Below are 19,503 nucleotides of genomic sequence, written 5' to 3'. Positions count from 1 at the left end.
TTTTCGCTAAATGGAGGGTGTTTATTTAACAGCCCAAGTGCTTATTTTACAGACCAAGCAATCGCCTCGCCGCCACGGATTGGCACAACGATGTCTGAACCGAAAGGCATCGTTTCAGCAACATTCCACTCTTCTTTAACGAGCGTAATTGTATCTGAGTTACGTGGCATGCCGTAGAAGTCTGGGCCATTGTGGCTCGCGAATGCTTCTAGGTTCTCAATCTTGCCTTCTAAATCGAATACTTCAGCGTACAGTTCAACCGCAGCGTGCGCTGTGTAAGAACCTGCACAACCACACGCTGACTCTTTTGCACCTTTAGCGTGTGGTGCAGAGTCTGTACCCAAGAAGAACTTCTTGCTACCGCTTGTTGCTGCTTCAATAAGTGCTAACTGGTGTGTGTTGCGCTTAAGGATAGGTAGGCAGTAGAAATGTGGCTTAATGCCGCCAACCAACATGTGGTTGCGGTTATAAAGCAAGTGGTGAGCAGTAATGGTTGCCGCTACGTTCTCGTTAGCGTTCTTAACGAAAGTCGCAGCATCTGCCGTCGTGATGTGCTCTAGAACGATCTTCAGGTTAGGGAAGTCGTTAACAATCGGTGCTAGAACTGTGTCTAGGAACTCTTTTTCACGGTCAAAGATATCAACATCGTGAGCCGTTACTTCACCGTGTACCAGCAGCAACATACCCACTTCTTGCATTGCTTCGAGTATGTGGTAAATCTTTTGAGCTGAAGTTACACCTGAATCAGAGTTAGTCGTCGCGCCAGCAGGGTATAGCTTCGCTGCTACAACAGCGCCAGATTCTTTCGCTTTACGAATTTCATCAGGTGTTGTGTTGTCTGTCAGGTAAAGTGCCATTAGAGGCTGGAATTGTTCACTTGGCTGCTCTGCCATGATGCGTTCACGGTAAGCAAGAGCCATTTCGGTATCGGTTACCGGTGGGATGGTATTTGGCATGATTAACGCTCGACCATTGTAACGGCTGATATCGCGAACTGTATCTTTTAATACTTCGCCATCGCGTAGATGAACGTGCCAGTCGTCAGGACGAGTAATCGTAAGTTGTGTCATTGAAGGCTCCCACCATTTGAAGTGTTATGTAGTTGGAGCCTAAACTCAGCGAAATCTGTGAAAGCAATCGCTTACGTTTAGGCGACAGGATGATAGTGGAAAAGTACTTTCATTTCATCCTATTTTTAACTCTTCATGGCTAGGAGCTTGTTTTTATGGATATTTTATTCGGTATCTATTTGTTAATAAGGGTTAGCGGGTGGCTACCCACAGACCATGGATCATTCCTGGAACCCAGAAGAAGAAAGTAAGAATGATATTAATCACCAAATCTTTCCCGGCGCCGCGAGCGAAGAACACGCCAACAGGCGGAAGCAGTACACATAAGATGATAATGACGAGTTTGTTCATGATAAATCCTTTTTATTCAATGAAAGTTCAATGCGGTAAACGTGTTCATATTATAGAACGTCTCGAGAGTGTTACTGAATTGCTGCCTTAATGTATCAAGATAGAAAGCTAAACATCTCAAGATACTAGCCTAGTATCAAGTGTTTAATGCCTACCAGTTTATCTATTTATAACCAAATGCTTATAATCAGTATTCCCATCAAGATATACATTTAATCATTTGAAGTTTGGCCGTGATTTTATGACTAGGCATTTCCAAGAGTCAATTTTGCATATTTGCTAAACATATCCAGTTGCAAAAAGATAACATCGCAATCGTATGTAGAATTCGTATGCTACAAGGTTAAATTTTAAAAAGGTCAAACGATATGTTAGATGTGTTGCCAAAGAAGGCTAATTTGTTACAGGTAGCTTTAATCTTGGCTGTTTCAGGTTGTAATGGTGATTCAGGAGTTGGTTCTACTTCGAGCCCAGATAGCCCAGATAGCCCAGATCAATCGAACGTACTTTACTCCGTTCAAGATACCATGCAGCACACTAAACCTCGTGAAACTTTTTATGTTGATCTCTCCAACAATATGGAAAGTTCTGATGGGACACCTGTTGCTCTGCTGAATGTTGAATCCCTTAATTCTGACTATCATTGCGATGTGGTTTCTAACGACCAAAATGGTTTTTATATTAAAGCAACGCAAGTAAACCTATGTGACTACCGATTTCGTGTTGGATCCTCTGTGTCAAGAATGTCAACAGCGATATCTTATGATGGCTATAGTGAGGCTACAGCTCGAATCGCTATAGCTGAAAACAGTGAACAATTAATACCCATATCATCTGCAACTTCAACTGGAACACCCATTTCGGTGAACGTGAAGGACGAGTTAGCAAATTTGGGGTACGAGGTCGACACGAGTCGCTATACACTTAGTATGACGGTAACTTTGCCTAATAGCGATTCAACGCTTTCATCAGCAGTATCTGATCCCGCGAATAACGTTATAGAGTATACTCCAGGTGCTGGACTTGAATCCGGAGTTGAGAGGGTTTTATATAGCTATAGCGATGGAGTAAATGTTCTTAGTGGTAGCCTGGATATTGCAGTTTCAACAACAGTAAATGGTGCTCCAATAGCTAACTCTACATATATACAGACATTTACCGATCCTGATACCTTAAAAATAGTGTCAGAAGTTCCATACGGGAAAACGGTCACAATTGACGTTTTGAGTCTCATTTCTGATCCTAATGGTGATTCATTACAATTAATTGATGTCTATGCTTACGATGCTGATGTTGCCATTATAGAAGATGCTAACTTAGATGGTAATCTGTTCAATGACACTATTTTCACGTTTACTACTTCTAATTCTGGCTATCACAATATCACTTACGTTGTCTCTGATAACAAAGGAGGCTATGCCACCGGGATAATAAAGTTAAAATCCGAAGACTTATACCCGATAATTGATTTTAATGAAGTCAAATCTGCTACTGTTACTCCACCTTTAACTATGGAGCAGGCAGAAACTGCGAGTATTGAATTCGAAATAATAGGAACAGGAGATGGCACCAATGCCGTCGATAATGTAACAACCGTAGCGCATTCGAAAGGTGTTGCTGAAGCAATTTGTACTGCAAGAGGTGCTTTTTTACCGGATCAAGCAGATTTGCAAGAACTTTATGCTTGGAAGCCTGATGGTCAAATATTTACAGACTATAGATATCCAAATGACAAACCGTATTGGACTCGTGACCAGGTTGATGAAACTACCACAACACTAGTCAATCTATTTGATGGTTCAGTCACTGCTAGTAATAATGAAGAGGTAAATTATGTTCTTTGTACTAATGCTTTTTATATCCCAGAAATCACCCCAGTATCTATCAGTTTAAATGGTGTGACTTCGATTCAACTTGACTTAGATTCAGATAAACATGAATTATATCAGGCGACTATAACTAACTCAATTGGCGAAGTGGAACAAGTTCCAGCCGAATATGTCAATTGGACAGTAACTGAGTTGGACGCTATTACCTTTGATGAACATACAGGTATCTTGACAGCGTATTCTACCGCAAATACAGATCAATTTAATGTTAATATTGAAGCTTGCTATGCCTCATTTTGTGATAACTTGAACGTTACTTTACTCGCACCTTTGGGTATAACCTCATATGAAGGAAGTGAATTTCTTCCGTTGCTTACGAGAGAACAAGTACTCCGCTATAGTGATAATGATACTTCGATTTTTGCTCCGAATGATACTGCCGATTTTACGTATTCGATAATCGGAGGTGATGGGTATAACGCAGATGACACGAACTTTATAGAGTCTGGATATAATAGCAGCCAGACTCAATATTACTGCTCATCAATAAACTTCGATGGTGGTGGGTGGAAAGAATTTGACTCGTCAACTATTGCACTTCGGTTTGCTAGCGCTTGGAATGAAGACCCTGCATATAAAGCCATACCTGCAGGTCGTATATATTCACATGCCGATTACCTAGATGAGTTTTGGTTCCGAGGAGGTGGTTATCTCTATAAGTTTTACATTAATAATTACTCGGACCCAAGTGGGGGAAACGGTGGTATCACGTATTATAGAGGTCCTGAAGATACTTATGAGGCCACCTATAATTACCTTGGTGTCCAAGTACACGTTTTTTTATCATGCTATAGATGATAGTTATGAGTCTGTCTTCCTTTAAAGTAGGTTGAAAATCTTTAGTAAGCCAGTAGCGATGTTACTGGCATTTTTAATGCGAATTATTTACGTGTTATTGTCATGTTGATATTTATTAATTAATAACCGAAAGGTAAATTCTCCGTCTCACTCTATTTCCCCAACTAAAGACATCACTTGTAAATTAAACGCTAGATTATAATAACTTAGGTCACGATTTAGGTAGTTTAACTTGTGATGGTCATAATTAATATTATATAAAGCAATATAATAAAATAGTTATGATGCTCATTTTTATAACTCAGATAGTCACCAGCGTTACCCCTTCTCATATCCAATTGAAACACCTTTCTCAAAGTTTGATAATGGTTATTATGATATCCAATTTAGTGTAACTGAAAGTATTTATTGTACAGATCTTATTCCCTAGATAAATGAACTAGTCGGCGATATATCGACTAGGCATATTTAACTATAAATAATTCCAACGTGCTAACCTAAAACGTAGTTATTTTAATATTATATGCCTGCTGTTTAGCAAGAGGCTAACGCAATGCTTATATTATATTAAAGGAAATAACATGAAAAAATTAACACTCATTACATTATTGTCTGCAATTGCTGTTGTTCCGGCTTTTGCTGCACCTGGCGATACCTCTATTGGTTCTGCAGTATTCAGCGGCTTTGTTCCTGGTTTTGTATCCAACGGTGACATCATTGTTACTGGTGCGGGCGGTAGTGAAGACTCTAGTTCTTTTGTTGGTACGTTACAGGTGAACGCTGACGGTACGTTCGCAACGACTAAACCAGTTGTTTTGGAAGCGCATGACTACACGGGGGCTGTGCTTGGGGCTTTAACTCCAGCTAACTGGACGGTATCACAAGTAAATGTGCTTCCAGCTTCAATGGGTGAAGTACAGCCTAACATTGTCGTTGGCGATAACCTTACAGGGACGGAACTTACTTCAGCTGACTACTTAGCTTCAACTCTACTTTCACCAGGCGATACGATTCAACTGTATGTTGCTAACGATACAGTACACTCAACTCCAGATGATATTGCTGGTACAGAAGTTATCGTTAACGTTGATATGATTGCAACTTTGCCATAAGAAAAAATCTCATTATTTGATAGGCACTTAATTAATTGAGTGCCTTGTTTTTCGAGGCTGATGAAAATGAATATCTATATAAATTATTTCTTTCTATTATTGCTTGTTATTTTTAGTTTCAATAGCTTTGGCTATGAAAGCTATTCATTTCCAGTAAATACACAAATAAATAGAGCGAATTTGTATGACTATTCTATAAGTGTAGATTTATCTGATGAGTTTATTGCACTGAAGTATGATAGTGAGAACGAAACCTTTCTAAATGGGCGTTTTTATTCTTATATTAGAACGAATATACCAACAAGCACTGGGGATTCGTTTGAATACAGTTATAACATATCAGAGTTCACTTCTAAATGTGTTCTCAACGATAGCGGTGAGACTATGTATGATGATTTTGTCGATCTCTATATCGATAGAAAACATTACTCTGATATTTTAGATATACCAAACTTTGAATTTAATAATATTAAAAATACTGAATATGAAAACTCTACCAATGAATTTGAATTAGTGACAAATAAAAATATACCGAGTGATGAGCCATTAGATTGCAATGGTCGTATTACGTTCAATGTGGAGCTTCAACTATAATGTTTATTAGACTTTGGTTTGGTTTAAACTTAATTATCATATTTTTCTTGGCCATAATATATAGTTCAAAATCCGTCGCAAATATTCCAGATGGATTTGAAGATATGTTTGAAGAGAAGTTGATAAGAATGCCACTAATTCTCTCGGCTGATAACAACAAATTATTCTATTCGGAAGCTTTCATCTCGGGTGATGAAGTAAGAATTCCCACTTCACAAAAACAACTTGTAGCACAAGCATTGGCGAATGAACTTGGTATTGAGAAAGATGTTAGCGATGCGATGGCAACAACACTGGTAAATGGGGTTGAATCGAGCCTAGATTGTAAAGGTTATCGAAGTGAATGTGGTCTACTACCTGATTTATATGATTTTGTTTATGTGCCAGATAGCCAATCATTGATTATTCATGTTAACTCACAATTCTTAACTGAGATAATAGAAGAGTCAGAAATAAAATTTGTAAAAGAAGAGATCGATCAAAACGCGATCATTATGTCACATGGTTTGAATCTATCTGGTTCTTATAGCGACAACACTGATTATACATCGTCTTATTCTTATCAACATGAAAATTATGCAGGTTTTGGCAAGTATGGCTATTTGCATAATGATCTAAACTTTAGTGATGTCAATGGTTTCAGTTCGGATGACTCATCGTATAACTATGTTGGTGGTAATACTCGTTTCTCTGTCGGGTATAAATACCAAGAACGCTCTTGGAATAGTACTCAGTTTTTAGAAAATGGCAGCAAAACTTCTGGTTACATGTTGTCGATTGGATCGACGAGAGAGCTAGTAAAAAAATCATCTCCTAATTCTAGACGAGTATATTTGAACATTTCAAGAGCTGGTCGACTAGAAATTAATGATGATAGAGGCCGTGTTCTATTAAGTCGTAATGTGGATGCAGGGCAAGAATACTTTGACTATAACGAGCTACCATTTGGTACTTATACTGCGACAATTCGAATATTTGATGGCAGTGAAGAGTTTTACACAGAAGATAGGTTGATAGTCAATACAAGCTCTTCGTCGATTAAAACCGGCGAACTAGATTATCATATTACAGCCGGTTATTTATCAAGAGACCTGACGAATACGGGACTAGAGGACGATTTTGACCAGAAATCCATCAACTTTGCTTATGATAATTATGAAAGTCCAATGTTCACCAATGGGAAATTGAGCTATCAAGTTACGGATTTTTTTGCACTGGGTGCAGGTTCGTTTATTACAGGGGAAGATAATTATAATTATGTTGGTGGTCACTTATCTTTAGGGGAAGTGTCCAGAATATCGGCAGTAACAGGATTATTTGACGATGGATCTAGTTTTTATAATTTTGATGTGGGGATTTATAACTTAAGTGTATCTTACACAAAATTTGATAGTGAAAATGATAATAGTATTGGAGATATTAGTTTGTCTCAACTTTTATTCAGTAACTCGAACTATACGTCATTATCAGTAAATTACAACAAGTACTTAACGAGAAATATATCATCATATATATCGGGTATATTAACAAAAAACCAATATAAAGATTTTAGTAATGGTTATAATAATGAATCAGAAAGTTGGTCTGCAAGAAGTGGCGTGCAGATATCATCATTACCACTTGACTCAAAGGTGAACTTAGAGTTATCAGCAAGTGAATCGAGTGATATAAATTATGGTGTTATGGCCTCAATAATTATTCCAATAGGCCAGGAAAACACATACACACATAGTACACAAGCACAAATAGATGATAGTGGTGATGTTGCGCTATCGCATAGAGATACAGTCTCAAGTAGTCTAATTAACAGAAACAATCTAAATGTATCAAGCTCTGCGGGACTTTATTATCAAGATTCTACTGAAGACCAAAGCAGTGCCGATTTATCATTGTCTGCAAATTATAAGAATAAATATATTGACTCAAACTCTTATGCCTATATCAATTCAAGTAGTAATACAAGTGTTTCTGCATATATTGGTACAAGTAATATCGTAACTTCTCAAGGAATAGAGTTTACGAGTGAAAAGTCATCTTCTTATTTTATTTCGAATAATGATACAGGGGAACTGTCTTCGGATGGAAAATTCTTGGCGGTAGTTAACTCCGAGCAGAATGGAAAACAAAGCAATGCTTATGTTAGTGGAGATGCTTTGACGGTATATCCATTAAAAGAGTTCTATGAATATGAATTCAAGCTTGATACGGAAGCCTCTGATTTTTACAACAATGGTGAGTCTTATACGTCGGCTACTAGTTATCCAGGAACTGTTATCCGTTTGGATACGTCGTTGTCTGAGTTGAAATCATTTATATCGACGTTTAGTGATATAAATGGAAATCCAATAGACGGAGTTGAATGTATCGGTGGAGGTTGTGTTTCTACTGACAAGCTTGTTGAAGGTGTGTATCAATTTAAGGTGAAAGATAAACAACCTTACAAAATTATATCTAAGGAAAACCAATGTGTAATACCGGAGTTATCATCGGTTAATAATTTGAATTTAGGTAATAACTTCTGTATGCCATCATTCGAAGAAAATAGTGAAGGTTATCAGATAGCCCTAGTTGATGGTGTTTATTATTACTACTTAGGGCAATACAAGGATAGTAATATTGTATTGAACTATCAGAACAAACTGAACAACTCAGGTGTTGAAATTATAAACAAAAAGCTTGGCGGTTATTTGTATATATTCGCTAAGTCTCCTGAGCAACTAACTACGGCAAACAAACTGTATGTTGATGAACTCATTAATTATGCAGTTCATATGGAGATGACGCCATATGCTTATAACTAACATAGAGAAAATTATGCAACGTGTAATATTTACTTCGATACTATTAATGACGACCTCTTTTAGCCATGCATTTAGCATAGATAAAATGCTTCTTATAGCTGGAGAAGATGGTAATGAAGTTTTTACTCTGACTAGTTCGAAAACTGAACCTGAATATATAAAAGGTAACGTTAGCCAAGTAAAGGTTGAAAACGGAGAGTTAGAAAAGGTAGAGCTAACAAAAGATAATTTACCTTTATGGGATCTTGCGCTATTACCCAATAAACTGATATTAAATCCGGGGGAAAGACGTCGTGTATCAGTAAAGAATTTATGTCAGGTTAATTGTGATGATTTAGAGAAGGACAAAGTTTATCAAGTGACTTTCATGCCTAGCGTTATCGATGGAGATAAAAAAGAAAGTATAATTGGTATTAATTATGGTTATGCTCCTTATTATATTGTACCTGCAAAAAATACCAATGTTGACTACAAAGTTAAATATAACGGTTCAGAAGTTTATGTGGAAAATAATGGTAACACATTTTTCTACATACAGTTTGATAACTGTAAACCGAATTCTGTTAGTAACAAATGTAAACAAACTAATACAATACTATCTGGTCGAAAGAAAACCATAAAATTAGCAGAAGGCCTGCAAAATGTCGATTCGTTATCCGTTAAGGTAGCCAACCATGATTACAGTTATAACAAAAATATCACTATTAAAAAGAAATAGCCTAATTAGTATAGCGCTATTATTCACGGCTTTAGATAGTAGCCATGCTGCAGATGTATACGGAACGATTACAGCAAACAACTCTGTGGTTTGGAACAATGCGGCGCCAAATAGTTATTTCGGTAGTGAAGCTATATCTCCATCTGCATGGACGATAGCGCAAGAGCAACCAACGGCAGAGTGGTATCCCGCAACGATGGATAACCAACCCGTTAATAACGTTAGCTTTGTTAATCATTCTACAGGCGAAAGTTTTAACACCAGCCTGGAGTTGTTAGGCGTTGAGTACAATTTGGGTAGCTCGGCTAGTTATTTCACATCAAAAGACTACGGGTCAAATGTGGGAATGGGAGTTGCCAATGAGTGTGCAGCTACAAATATAAGTGGTTCGAGTGCGAAAGTGGGCCAAGAGTCGACTTTGTGTGTGTCGCGAATGGGTTACACAGCAACAAGCCGAATAGAGCCTTTTAAGTTTTATCGACCTGCTTTCGCTTTGCCTAATATCAGTAATGATGTGTTCGCAGCCCCTGTTGGATCTGGAACTTTTACGGCATCAATTAACCTTTCACCCACTTACTTTTTTACAAGTCAAACCGGTACGATGACTTATACCAGAGTGCCGGAGACGTTAATTATCACGATTGATTATCAAGCTGCGATCCTTGAATCATTAACGGTACTTGGAGACGGGAATATTGAACCCCAGTATGATACTGCAACAAAAAGGATCTCTGGTACAACGAGGTATGATGTTAGCTTGTTAGGGACTTTACCTACAGGCGTTATTATGACATTTAGCCCTACGTCAGGTGACTATGAGCTTACAAATATTGATAACTCGCTAGAAAAGATACCCTACACAATCACGTGTGCCATTGGCTGCGAAAGCCCTGACAAGGTGATTGTCCAAGACGGAGTACTTAATACCGCATCTTTTCCTGATTCAGAAGTGATTACAGTGAATGGAGAAGGTAGTAACAAAGTTGATGTAGCATACGATGTTAGTTTTGATGTCGATGGAAATGCACTCAGTTCAGGTAATTACCAAGGGTCGTTTAATGTTGTTTATGAGGTGAACCTGTGAACCGACTAATTAATAATATTTTTTTTATGTTTCTAGTACTAACCAGCGGTGCAGCGGTTGCTGAGAAGCCAACTGCTCATATTTTGGGGGTAGGGGCAAACTATGGCTATAATTTTGATGGAGATATGTTTGAGAATTCTCAATCTATTTATTTTCTCTACCAATATAACCGACTTCAATTGAATCTAGGTATCAAACATTATAAATTATTAGATGATTCTGAGTACATACCTGATTTAGGTTTGCTTTATAGTATACATGATGGAGAAGAAATTGATTTAAAGGTTGGAGTCGGATTTGAAGATAAATATCCAACAATAGAGTACCTTGCTGAGTATGCTTTGAATGAATATTTCGGTGCGAGTATCGCACTTAATCAAACGTTGAATGATGATTTTGGGCAAAATCAACGAGAAGCCGTGGTTGGATTATCTTATTATTTCAATGACAGCAAGCGTAAGATTGAGTCTGACCAAGTTGAACCTCGCCCTTCGTCACTTGAAATTACGAAAGCTCCGGATTGCACATCTGACCCAACTGATACGGACTGTGACTTCGATACTATGTCTAACAGTATATCCGAAGTTGCTGTTAAGCCGACATTACCTTATGTCGTACAAGAAGGTGATTGGTTATATGAACTACGTAGAAAGTTCGGCTTCGATTTAGAAGAGATCATTGAGAGTAATGATATTGAAAATCCTGATTTGCTCATTCCTGGCCAAGTATTAGAATAAGCTCTTACCGGTAACCTGATCAATATTAAAGTATTACTAGACCTATTTCTTATAAGGTATGGTGATGCTTTTTTTTTGCACTCGATTAAATCTGTCTAACTATTCATCTATGATCTTACATAGCTTACGTTGATGTGAATAATCAAGTGTTGCCAAGAATCATGGTTTACATACCAGATCTTAGGTTCAGGTATTAAATATTACGAAGTTAGATAAAATTTAATTCTCTTAATGTAAAACCATTAAACTACTATGAAGACTTGCAAGATATGTATTAGCGTTTTACTCTTCGGTCTCTCCCTAAGGTTTAACTGCCATCAAATCGCTAACCAGTGCATAATATGCATAAGTCTGGTGAATTGATGTGGCCGTATCCATGCTATGTCATGATCGTTATGAATGGACTTTTCTGAACAAATTAATGTTTACAAATCTAACATCACGGATGCAAGAGTGGCTGATAGGCATTAGACTTCTTTTTTCCTGCGAATAAGCTAAACTCTCATATGTAACCAATTACATTTGAGGTGTTTATGAAGTCGTTTGTCAATATTAAGGTCGTTTTATGTTCGTTTTTATTTTTTGCAACCTCAGCGATTGCTTCTATTAGTGCTGATGATGTCACGTTTTCAGGCCGAGTCGATGGAGATATACGAGCAATTTATTCTGACAAAAGTCTAACGAATGTGGATGGCATGCAAAACACGAAAGCTGTAAGAGGCATGACTCAGAGCAGTTATGTAACATTACTAAACAATGAAGTAGATGATGTAATTGTTCGTGAGGTTGACATGTAGTCAAGCGAACATAGCATATTAGATTCTAACTTTTTACCATATGCTTTAATACTCAATCGCTTAATTACATAGTATATAGATTGTACTGATAATTTAAGTGGGAAAATAATGAGGTATATTGGTTCAATAATATCGAATACGAATGTCAAAACTGTAGAGCTGTGTTTTGAAAGATTGAAGCAAGCAGGAGTTCATCCATCAGAACTATCTTTCGATGGATTGGTACTCCTGTTAATGTGCGCGGAAAGAGACCGCTTAGCAACACTGAGAGCTAATTTAGCATGGGTTTGAACAGGTTTGACAGCCTGTAAGCAAGTTCAAGAACTCGGGTTGAGTAAATAGCTGGCTTGTTTTTATGTGCATTAAAGCTTTAGAATAATAGTGTTTACCAATTTTGATTGCACCGTTGGTTGATTTTTTCTCGTACGAAACAACAGAAAATCCCATTTTTTCGAGTACTTCTGCTGAGCTCTTTATAGCAACTGTTGTGTAGTAGTCGGTAATGTTAGCGTGTTTTGCTAGAAACCTGAATTCTCTATTTAATTGTAGACGAAAAGGTCGCTCGTACAGCGAATGCTGGCTCACCGCAAAATAAGCTAATTTTCGGCTTTTATTATAAGGAACGGTTTTTCTTAAATCTATTTCATCAATCGACTTTTGAGAAAGTGTTTCAATTTCGGAGATCATACCTTCAGTCGTGAATATAGTGCCTATGTTATGTCCTAATAGCTCCCCTGTGACGCTGTCGACATATTTATAGGCAATGAAACGTTTTTCATTGCAATAGTTTAAAAAATCGATTTTATAGAGTCCATGCTTAATATTCTCATCAGAGGTTTTCTCATGAAAAACAAGTACAGAATTTACAATCTCACTATCATTAGAATTTCCAATCGGATATTCACAAACAGGATTGTGTTCGATCATCGATGTTGACTGATAATTTGCTCTGGCGATCAAGTTATTTAAACTACGGTATTTCTCTTCCATCAGAGTATTGAATTGATCAACTCTATTTTTAGAACTAGGGTCTTGATGTTGTAAATGACTAACTTTAGATAGATAAGGCTCAAGATCGTTGGTAAATTCTCGCAAAACACGAATACTACGGCTAAGAGTTGGTTTAGTTGTTCCTCTTTCCCATCGACTAAGTGTAACGGTATCAATGTTCGATAGATCTCCTCCGAGTAAGTTGAGCTTTGTAGCTGCTTGACTTTGTGTTAGTTTATTCGCGATTCGATATTTTTTTAAGTATTCGCCAAACACAGTAATTTTCTCCAATCTTTTGCATAAGGCGAAGTATTATTATGTGTAGAAACTTAAGATGGTAGGCATCTTAATTTAAAGTCTGTTTGGCTATGCCTAATGATTTTTGATTGAGTATTGGTTATCCCACTGGGTTGTTTTTATGAGGGTTATTATTTCGGGTTGAGAAAGAAGTGTCGCTGTATCAATTTCGTATAAGCAATGTTCGAATGAGCGGTTGCCTAATTTAAAACCTCCTTTTTCTGACTCAATATCAAATGCTATTTTCTTAAATCCAAGTTGCTCTAAAATTTGTCCGATTTCAGGCCATGCAGTAAAGAAATAATAACGTTGAACATTTGAATAGTGAATTAGGTTTATAAATTGAGAAACTAACATACATCGAAATATCTGGAAATTAGAAGAGTAACGATTATAATTACAAACCGATAACTTAGTCGAATTTTTATAACTGACAGATTTTGTCAGGTCGATATCAATGATTTTTGAATGAGTAACTTTGTCAAAATAGTCACTTTCGAATATAAAACTAATTGAGTGACCTACCAACTGCCCGCTTTCTGTTATAAATCTTTTTAAAATAGCTCGTTTGTTTTGTTGGTAGTCATATAGATTAATTTCGAAAAAACCCTTCGGTGTATGGATGGCTGTTTCGTAAAAGATTTTAAGGCTAGATAGTATCTTGTCATCATCTTTCAAAAGAAGTGGCATCTCAGTAATTAAAGTTGATTGTGGCTCTTGTGGCTCTTCATAACTTAATGATGAAAGCTTCGTTACCCTGTTATTAAAACGAAGTTGTTCAATCTCGTCTAGTAGCTTTGTTTCGTTTGGATTAGGTATTAATTCATAAAAGTCACTCAGGTCAACCTGTAAACAACGCAAGATTCTTAGGCATTTTGCAAGTGTTGGTTTGGTTTTTCCTCGTTCCCAACGACTGAGAGTTACCACGTCTACAGAGCGAAACTCTTCATTTGCAAGGTTTAACTTAACAGCAAGCTCACTCTGAGTAAGACCTAGTGAGACTCTCAATTCCTTTAAATAGTCACCAAACATACATTATCCCTAAGCGTAATTTGATCTAATTGAAGTATAGGCATCTATGATAGTTTATGGCATTTTTAATAACCTATCTAAATGTAACAGACTCGAGATTACCGTTTTGAAACGGCATTGTGTATTTGTACAGGAGTTCGTTTAACTACTTATGCAGTTTGTCTTCACGGTTAAGAAGTAGGCATGTAAAGCTACATATGATTTGTTCATGCTAATCCTTGCTAGTTATTGATCTGTAGTATGGATTAATCACAAAAAGAGGTTTGTTTATGAATACGAATATGTTGTCTGAAAATTTACAAGCCGAAGCACTTGTTGACGATGTTAATCAGGGATTGTTTTATCCTGTTTTTCAACCGATAACTAATGGCAATGGAACTGTCGGTGCTGAGGTTTTGTTACGTTGGGAAAAAGGGCACGATGTTGAATCGTCAATTCGCTGTCTGTTAGACTCTAAGAAGATTGCATGGTTTACTCAAATATTCTTGTTAAGAGTGTCCGAGGAATTATTGTCTCAGAAGAAAATGATTGATTTTCTGACTATTAATATCTCCCCTGATCACGTTTTAAGTTTCACTTTTCTACGTGATATTTCCCCAATTTGGCAAGCATGTAATAAGTTGGGTATAACCTTATGGATTGAGCTTACTGAGAATGAACAATACCCGGTTGGCATTGACGAGAAAAGGATGATGTCCCAGTTTGGAGTATGTCGTGGTCTTGGAATTAAAATCGCGATAGACGACTATGGCAGTGGTTATAACACTGGTGAAGCACTGATTAGGGTTGTTAAACCGAACATAGTGAAAATAGATCGGTCGTTAATGAGAAACCGGAGTGATAATTCGACCTTTTGGGAGCGTCTTAGATTTTTAGCTCGGAAGTATCAGATTGAATTGTTATCTGAAGGTATAGAAAACCATGAAGATTTACGTTTTGCACAATCGCAGGGCATAGATTATTTTCAGGGCTATCACTTAGGCAAACCTGGCTCATTGAGTCAATTGTCGAAACAAGGTGCAGCATATTGCTGATCTACTTAAAAATAGCGTGAATAAATTCGGGTTACTTTTAGTGTGTAAAGCATCATCGTTAGTTTCAAGAGTTTTAGGTTTGCCGGAACATAATGCCATTCTATTAGTTTAATCATGCCTACTTAGTATCAAGTGTTTAATGCCTGCCAGTTTATCTATTTATAACCATTTGTTAGCATTGGGACAAACAACAAAACATTGGAATCGTTATGTCGCAGTCACCTTTGGATCAAAAGGCTTTGGAGCAAGAGCTTTCAGGTCAACAGCCCTCCTTATCTCAAATTAATGTGTTTCCGGTTAAATCAGTAGGTGGGATTGCACTCTCTTCTGCTTGGGTCGAAAAACAGGGCCTTACCTTCGACAGACGTTTTATGTTGGCCTTGGCTGACGGCTCAATGGTGACGGCGCGTAAGTACCCTAAAATGGTCAATGTGTCTTCTAGCTTGCAGCCAGACGGTTTGATTTTTACTTACGAAGGCAAAGAACCGCTGCGCCTAAAATATGCAAACTTCAAGATGCAAGAAGCGCCTGCAACAGTGTGGAAAGATAGCTTCACTGCGTATACCACCAACGACGAGGCGGATGATTGGTTTAGCGATGTGCTTGGTGTTCGCGTAGAACTTCTGTTCTGTGGTGAGCAATCTAATCGTGTTCGAGAAAAGCTTGGTCAGAATGTCAGTTTCGCCGATGGTTACCCGATGTTAATCATCAGCCAAGCTTCGCTTGATGAGTTGAATCGCCGTAGTCCTGAAACGCATTCCATGGATCAGTTCCGCACCAATTTTGTCGTCTCAAACACTGAAGCGTTTGCTGAAGATGGTTGGAAGCGCATTCGAATTGGTGAGGTTGAATTCGAAGCGGTGAAGCCTTGTGAGCGCTGTATCCTAACGACAGTCGATGTTGAGAGCGGCGAATTCAGAGCAACAAAAGAGCCACTCAATACCTTTTCTACGTTCAGAGCCAATGAACGTGGTGGCGTTTTCTTTGGTCAGAACCTTGTGGCGAAAAATGAAGGTCTGGTGAAAGCGGGTGACGTTGTTGAGGTACTTGAAACCAAAGAGAAAGAACACTACGAAGACTCTTGGGTCGAGTCACTGCACTTAACTTGCGTCGAGCGTGAAGAGATCGCTCGCGACTTCACAACCTTTTGGCTAGAGCCAGCGAAAGAGAACAATTTATTACCAAGCTATCAGCCGGGGCAGCATCTACCGATTGAAATGGTGATTAATGGCGAGAAAGTGTCTCGTCGTTACACGTTATCTTCTAGCCCTTCACGCGCAGGTCGTTTGGCGATTTCCGTGAAGCGAGTGGACGATGGCCAGATCTCTAATTGGTTGAATGATCATTTCCAAGTGGGCGATACGCTAGTTGCTCAAAACCCAGATGGTGCGTTCTACTTAGAAGCGAATCCAACTCACCCATTACTGCTGTTGTCTGCAGGCAGCGGCATTACCCCTATGTTGTCGATGCTTCGTTACTTGGCAGACCATGGTCAAATTGATGATGTGGTTTTCTATCATCAATGCAGCAGCGAAGAAGATATCCCTTATCAAGCTGAGATTGATAAGATCGCCAGTGAGCACGCGGGTCTTCGTGTGATCTATTCATTAAGCCAACCAACCAAAGAGTGGGATGGTTTGTCTGGGCGTCTAAGCGTGTCGCATGTCGCTAAAATTGAAGAGCTACACAAGCGTCAAGCGTTCGTGTGTGGCCCTGACGGCTTTATGGACAATGCCAAGAAACTACTGATTCAAATGGGGCTTAACCCTCAACATTATCATCAAGAAGCGTTTGGTGTTGCTCAATCAACGGAAGAAGCGGTGAAGCAACTGCAGTTGAGCGTTAACGGCTACCTGTTCGAAGGCAACAACCAATCAACACTACTAGAGCAAGCTGAGTCGGCAGGTGTGTCTATCGCATCAAGCTGTCGCGCGGGTTTCTGTGGTGCTTGTAAAGTGACCCTTGAGTCTGGGCAAGTTCATCAACCTGATGTACCGGCGTTGCAAGAGCATGAACGCAACATGGGGCAAATACTGGCGTGTTGCAGTGTGCCTCAAACTGATATCGAAGTTGTAGACTAACTCGGTGTCGGAAGGCCAGAAAGAAAAGCACATTGAATAGAAAAGGCCGGAAGTTCACTGAAATGAACTTCCGGCCTTTTTGATTCTAAGATTAATTCAAACAATTAATCGTAGATCGTTGGGATCGGTTGACGCTTGTGCTGTGTTGCTTTGTAGATGCCTACTAAGCGGTCTGACACGTCTTGAGGGACTTCTTTACCTTCAAGGAAATCATCGATTTGGTCGTAAGAAAGGTTCAATGCTGCTTCGTCGGCTTTCTGTGGATCAAGCTCTTCTAGGTCGGCAGTAGGCACTTTCTTAACCAATAGCTCTGGCGCACCTAGCGTTGCTGCAAGTTCACGAACTTGACGCTTGTTCAGGCCAAACAAAGGCGCTAAATCACATGCACCGTCACCGTGTTTGGTGTAGAAGCCAGTGATGTTTTCTGCTGAGTGGTCAGTACCAATCACAAGACCACCAACGTAACCCGCAATTTCGTATTGCGCGATCATGCGAGCGCGAGCTTTCACATTACCTTTAACAAAGTCGATTTTTGCTGAGTCTGTTGGTAGTAAACCTGTACCTTCAAGTGCAACGTGAGATGCTGCGTGAAGCCCATCAACACCCGCTTTGATGTTTACAGAAACAGATTGAGAAGGCTGGATGAAAGAGAGAGCAAGTTGTGCTTCGTCTTCATCTTTTTGTTCACCGTATGGTAGGCGAACGGCGATGAATTGGTAGTTGTCGCTACCAGCGCTTTCATTCAGGCTATTAACTGCCATTTGTGCTAAACGGCCACAAGTTGTCGAATCCACACCGCCACTGATACCAAGGATCAGAGACTTGCAGCCTGACTGCTGAAGTTTCGTTTTGATAAAGTCCACACGACGAGTCACTTCGAAGTGAGGGTCAATTGAAGGTAGTACGCGCATTTCGTCACGAATTAACTGTTCCATTCGTATTCCTTTCCTGCAAGCAAATTAAAAATCTAGTGTTATCATACCTAAATCATCCGATTTAAAAACCTCTTTGCACAAGCTTAGAAAGAGAAGGCAGTAATAAATAATGGAAAAAATAGCCATTTTCGGTAGTGCGTTTAATCCGCCGAGCTTAGGGCACAAAAGTGTGATTGATTCGTTGGCTCACTTTGACAAAATTCTACTTGTTCCAAGTATTTCCCATGCTTGGGGAAAAGAGATGCTAGACTTTGATACGAGATGTCAGTTAGTTAACGCATTTATTAGCGATCTTTCACTGGATCAAGTGGAGCTTTCTTTGATCGAAAAGAGCCTATTTACTCCAGGTGAAAGCGTCACGACTTATGCAGTGCTCAGTGAACTCCAAAAGTTACATCGTGACGCTGAACTGACGTTTGTTATTGGCCCAGATAACTTCTTTAAATTCTCATCTTTCTATAAATCAGATGAGATTACCAAGCAGTGGTCTGTGATGGCTTGCCCTGAAAAAGTAAAGATTCGTAGTACCGATATCCGCCTTGCTTTGCAAAATGGGAGCAATGTGGCGAAATTGAGTACAAAGTCAGTTACAAAGATATTGCAAGATGGTGAACTGTATACAATAATGTAGATTCACTAATTTAAGAGGTCTGATGACTATGCTAAAGCGCGCGATACCAGCGACGATGATCATTGCAGCATGCAGTATGCCTGCTCACGCTGATTGTGATTTCTTTAGCTTAGATTCGATCATGCTGACTTCTGACGATGAAAATAACTGTTTAGACTTGTCTACGAGCCTTGAATCCTTCGGTCAACGTATGATGGAGCTCAGTGGATTAAGCGAAGATGAACCTGAATCAACGGCAGACTATTGGTCTGATTGGGTTATTCAGAGCAAAGATGCGCCTCTATTAACTCAAAGCCTTGAATCTAACTACGTTGGATTAGGTATGTGGTTCCCAGAAGATCTCGAAGATGATCAGTATGATATGTCGACAGAAGAGTGGTTGATGAATCATGGCCTTCAATTAAGCATTGGCTTTGGTGATAAAGTAGAAGGGCAACCACGCATGCGATTTGATTACCGTTGGCATGACTCACGAGACGCTGACCTCATGATGCAGGTTGAATTGCCGTTCTAGACCGTTAGGTTACTAATTGATGCTGAGATGCTGAGATG

Annotated in this window: 17 protein-coding genes; 12 read left to right on the top strand and 5 right to left on the bottom strand. The window is 38.8% G+C overall.

The features are described 5' to 3' along the window. Window positions 1–41: 41 nt before the first annotated feature. Together pyrC and AB4486_RS00830 are read right to left on the bottom strand one after the other, a co-directional pair. Window positions 42–1,070 carry a dihydroorotase gene (gene pyrC / locus AB4486_RS00835; protein WP_372116200.1) on the bottom strand — a complete coding sequence of 343 codons (1,029 nt, stop codon included), beginning with the start codon at window positions 1,068–1,070 and terminating at the stop codon, window positions 42–44. A gap of 192 nt (window positions 1,071–1,262) precedes the next feature. Continuing rightward, window positions 1,263–1,421 carry a YqaE/Pmp3 family membrane protein gene (locus tag AB4486_RS00830; protein ID WP_017059962.1) on the bottom strand — a complete coding sequence of 53 codons (159 nt, stop codon included), beginning with the start codon at window positions 1,419–1,421 and terminating at the stop codon, window positions 1,263–1,265. A gap of 368 nt (window positions 1,422–1,789) precedes the next feature. Between AB4486_RS00830 and AB4486_RS00825 the strand changes: the two genes are divergently transcribed. From AB4486_RS00825 to AB4486_RS00790, 8 genes are all read left to right on the top strand, one after another. Then, window positions 1,790–4,108, top strand: coding sequence for an adhesion domain-containing protein (locus AB4486_RS00825; protein ID WP_372116197.1), 2,319 nt, complete (start codon window positions 1,790–1,792; stop codon window positions 4,106–4,108). 581 nt (window positions 4,109–4,689) lie between these two features. Then, window positions 4,690–5,220, top strand: coding sequence for a hypothetical protein (locus AB4486_RS00820; RefSeq protein ID WP_372115245.1), 531 nt, complete (start codon window positions 4,690–4,692; stop codon window positions 5,218–5,220). 66 nt (window positions 5,221–5,286) lie between these two features. Continuing rightward, window positions 5,287–5,814 carry a hypothetical protein gene (locus AB4486_RS00815; RefSeq protein ID WP_240492705.1) on the top strand — a complete coding sequence of 176 codons (528 nt, stop codon included), beginning with the start codon at window positions 5,287–5,289 and terminating at the stop codon, window positions 5,812–5,814. After that, entirely contained in the window at window positions 5,814–8,615 is a 2,802-nt protein-coding gene (locus tag AB4486_RS00810) for a CS1-pili formation C-terminal domain-containing protein (protein WP_372116194.1), read from the top strand. Before AB4486_RS00815 ends, AB4486_RS00810 begins: the two co-directional genes overlap by 1 nt. Window positions 8,616–8,628: 13 nt before the next feature. Then, the gene (locus AB4486_RS00805; protein ID WP_241910041.1) at window positions 8,629–9,333 is read left to right on the top strand and encodes a hypothetical protein; all 705 of its coding nucleotides are present in this window, start codon (window positions 8,629–8,631) and stop codon (window positions 9,331–9,333) included. Continuing rightward, a complete protein-coding gene (locus AB4486_RS00800) occupies window positions 9,290–10,417 on the top strand; it encodes a hypothetical protein (protein WP_017059956.1) in 1,128 nt (375 codons plus the stop codon). Before AB4486_RS00805 ends, AB4486_RS00800 begins: the two co-directional genes overlap by 44 nt. After that, the gene (locus AB4486_RS00795; RefSeq protein WP_017064302.1) at window positions 10,414–11,154 is read left to right on the top strand and encodes a LysM domain-containing protein; all 741 of its coding nucleotides are present in this window, start codon (window positions 10,414–10,416) and stop codon (window positions 11,152–11,154) included. Before AB4486_RS00800 ends, AB4486_RS00795 begins: the two co-directional genes overlap by 4 nt. Window positions 11,155–11,687: 533 nt before the next feature. Next, the gene (locus tag AB4486_RS00790; protein ID WP_017062773.1) at window positions 11,688–11,951 is read left to right on the top strand and encodes a hypothetical protein; all 264 of its coding nucleotides are present in this window, start codon (window positions 11,688–11,690) and stop codon (window positions 11,949–11,951) included. A 276-nt stretch (window positions 11,952–12,227) separates the two neighbouring features. Here AB4486_RS00790 and AB4486_RS00785 read toward each other — a convergent pair whose 3' ends face one another. Then, entirely contained in the window at window positions 12,228–13,217 is a 990-nt protein-coding gene (locus AB4486_RS00785) for a helix-turn-helix domain-containing protein (protein ID WP_372116190.1), read from the bottom strand. Between the two features lie 96 nt (window positions 13,218–13,313). Next, window positions 13,314–14,270 (bottom strand): helix-turn-helix domain-containing protein, encoded by a 957-nt coding sequence (locus tag AB4486_RS00780; protein WP_372116187.1) that lies wholly within the window; start codon window positions 14,268–14,270, stop codon window positions 13,314–13,316. A gap of 269 nt (window positions 14,271–14,539) precedes the next feature. On the opposite strand from AB4486_RS00780, the gene AB4486_RS00775 reads away from it, so the two are divergent. Further along, window positions 14,540–15,304, top strand: coding sequence for an EAL domain-containing protein (locus AB4486_RS00775; RefSeq protein WP_102332685.1), 765 nt, complete (start codon window positions 14,540–14,542; stop codon window positions 15,302–15,304). Between the two features lie 209 nt (window positions 15,305–15,513). Continuing rightward, the gene (locus AB4486_RS00770; protein WP_372116184.1) at window positions 15,514–17,385 is read left to right on the top strand and encodes an MOSC N-terminal beta barrel domain-containing protein; all 1,872 of its coding nucleotides are present in this window, start codon (window positions 15,514–15,516) and stop codon (window positions 17,383–17,385) included. Window positions 17,386–17,489: 104 nt separating this feature from the next. Here AB4486_RS00770 and nadE read toward each other — a convergent pair whose 3' ends face one another. Then, window positions 17,490–18,320 carry an ammonia-dependent NAD(+) synthetase gene (gene nadE / locus AB4486_RS00765; protein WP_372116182.1) on the bottom strand — a complete coding sequence of 277 codons (831 nt, stop codon included), beginning with the start codon at window positions 18,318–18,320 and terminating at the stop codon, window positions 17,490–17,492. Between the two features lie 109 nt (window positions 18,321–18,429). On the opposite strand from nadE, the gene AB4486_RS00760 reads away from it, so the two are divergent. After that, the gene (locus AB4486_RS00760) at window positions 18,430–18,951 is read left to right on the top strand and encodes a nicotinate-nicotinamide nucleotide adenylyltransferase (protein WP_108192234.1); all 522 of its coding nucleotides are present in this window, start codon (window positions 18,430–18,432) and stop codon (window positions 18,949–18,951) included. 22 nt (window positions 18,952–18,973) lie between these two features. After that, complete coding sequence (locus tag AB4486_RS00755) at window positions 18,974–19,465, top strand: hypothetical protein (RefSeq protein WP_004731883.1); 492 nt, start codon at window positions 18,974–18,976, stop codon at window positions 19,463–19,465. Window positions 19,466–19,503 lie beyond the last annotated feature (38 nt).

This window comes from Vibrio sp. 10N.222.55.C6, assembly GCF_041473395.1.
GTDB lineage: Bacteria > Pseudomonadota > Gammaproteobacteria > Enterobacterales > Vibrionaceae > Vibrio > Vibrio crassostreae_C.
This window is presented reverse-complemented; position numbering and strand designations above follow the sequence as displayed.

Bases quoted from the DNA above. Each gene is read 5' to 3' on its own strand.
- pyrC (WP_372116200.1), bottom strand. From the start codon at position 1,070: ATGACACAACTTACGATTACTCGTCCTGACGACTGGCACGTTCATCTA.
- AB4486_RS00830 (WP_017059962.1), bottom strand. From the start codon at position 1,421: ATGAACAAACTCGTCATTATCATCTTATGTGTACTGCTTCCGCCTGTT.
- AB4486_RS00825 (WP_372116197.1), top strand. From the start codon at position 1,790: ATGTTAGATGTGTTGCCAAAGAAGGCTAATTTGTTACAGGTAGCTTTA.
- AB4486_RS00820 (WP_372115245.1), top strand. From the start codon at position 4,690: ATGAAAAAATTAACACTCATTACATTATTGTCTGCAATTGCTGTTGTT.
- AB4486_RS00815 (WP_240492705.1), top strand. From the start codon at position 5,287: ATGAATATCTATATAAATTATTTCTTTCTATTATTGCTTGTTATTTTT.
- AB4486_RS00810 (WP_372116194.1), top strand. From the start codon at position 5,814: ATGTTTATTAGACTTTGGTTTGGTTTAAACTTAATTATCATATTTTTC.
- AB4486_RS00805 (WP_241910041.1), top strand. From the start codon at position 8,629: ATGCAACGTGTAATATTTACTTCGATACTATTAATGACGACCTCTTTT.
- AB4486_RS00800 (WP_017059956.1), top strand. From the start codon at position 9,290: ATGATTACAGTTATAACAAAAATATCACTATTAAAAAGAAATAGCCTA.
- AB4486_RS00790 (WP_017062773.1), top strand. From the start codon at position 11,688: ATGAAGTCGTTTGTCAATATTAAGGTCGTTTTATGTTCGTTTTTATTT.
- AB4486_RS00780 (WP_372116187.1), bottom strand. From the start codon at position 14,270: ATGTTTGGTGACTATTTAAAGGAATTGAGAGTCTCACTAGGTCTTACT.
- AB4486_RS00775 (WP_102332685.1), top strand. From the start codon at position 14,540: ATGAATACGAATATGTTGTCTGAAAATTTACAAGCCGAAGCACTTGTT.
- AB4486_RS00770 (WP_372116184.1), top strand. From the start codon at position 15,514: ATGTCGCAGTCACCTTTGGATCAAAAGGCTTTGGAGCAAGAGCTTTCA.
- nadE (WP_372116182.1), bottom strand. From the start codon at position 18,320: ATGGAACAGTTAATTCGTGACGAAATGCGCGTACTACCTTCAATTGAC.
- AB4486_RS00760 (WP_108192234.1), top strand. From the start codon at position 18,430: ATGGAAAAAATAGCCATTTTCGGTAGTGCGTTTAATCCGCCGAGCTTA.
- AB4486_RS00755 (WP_004731883.1), top strand. From the start codon at position 18,974: ATGACTATGCTAAAGCGCGCGATACCAGCGACGATGATCATTGCAGCA.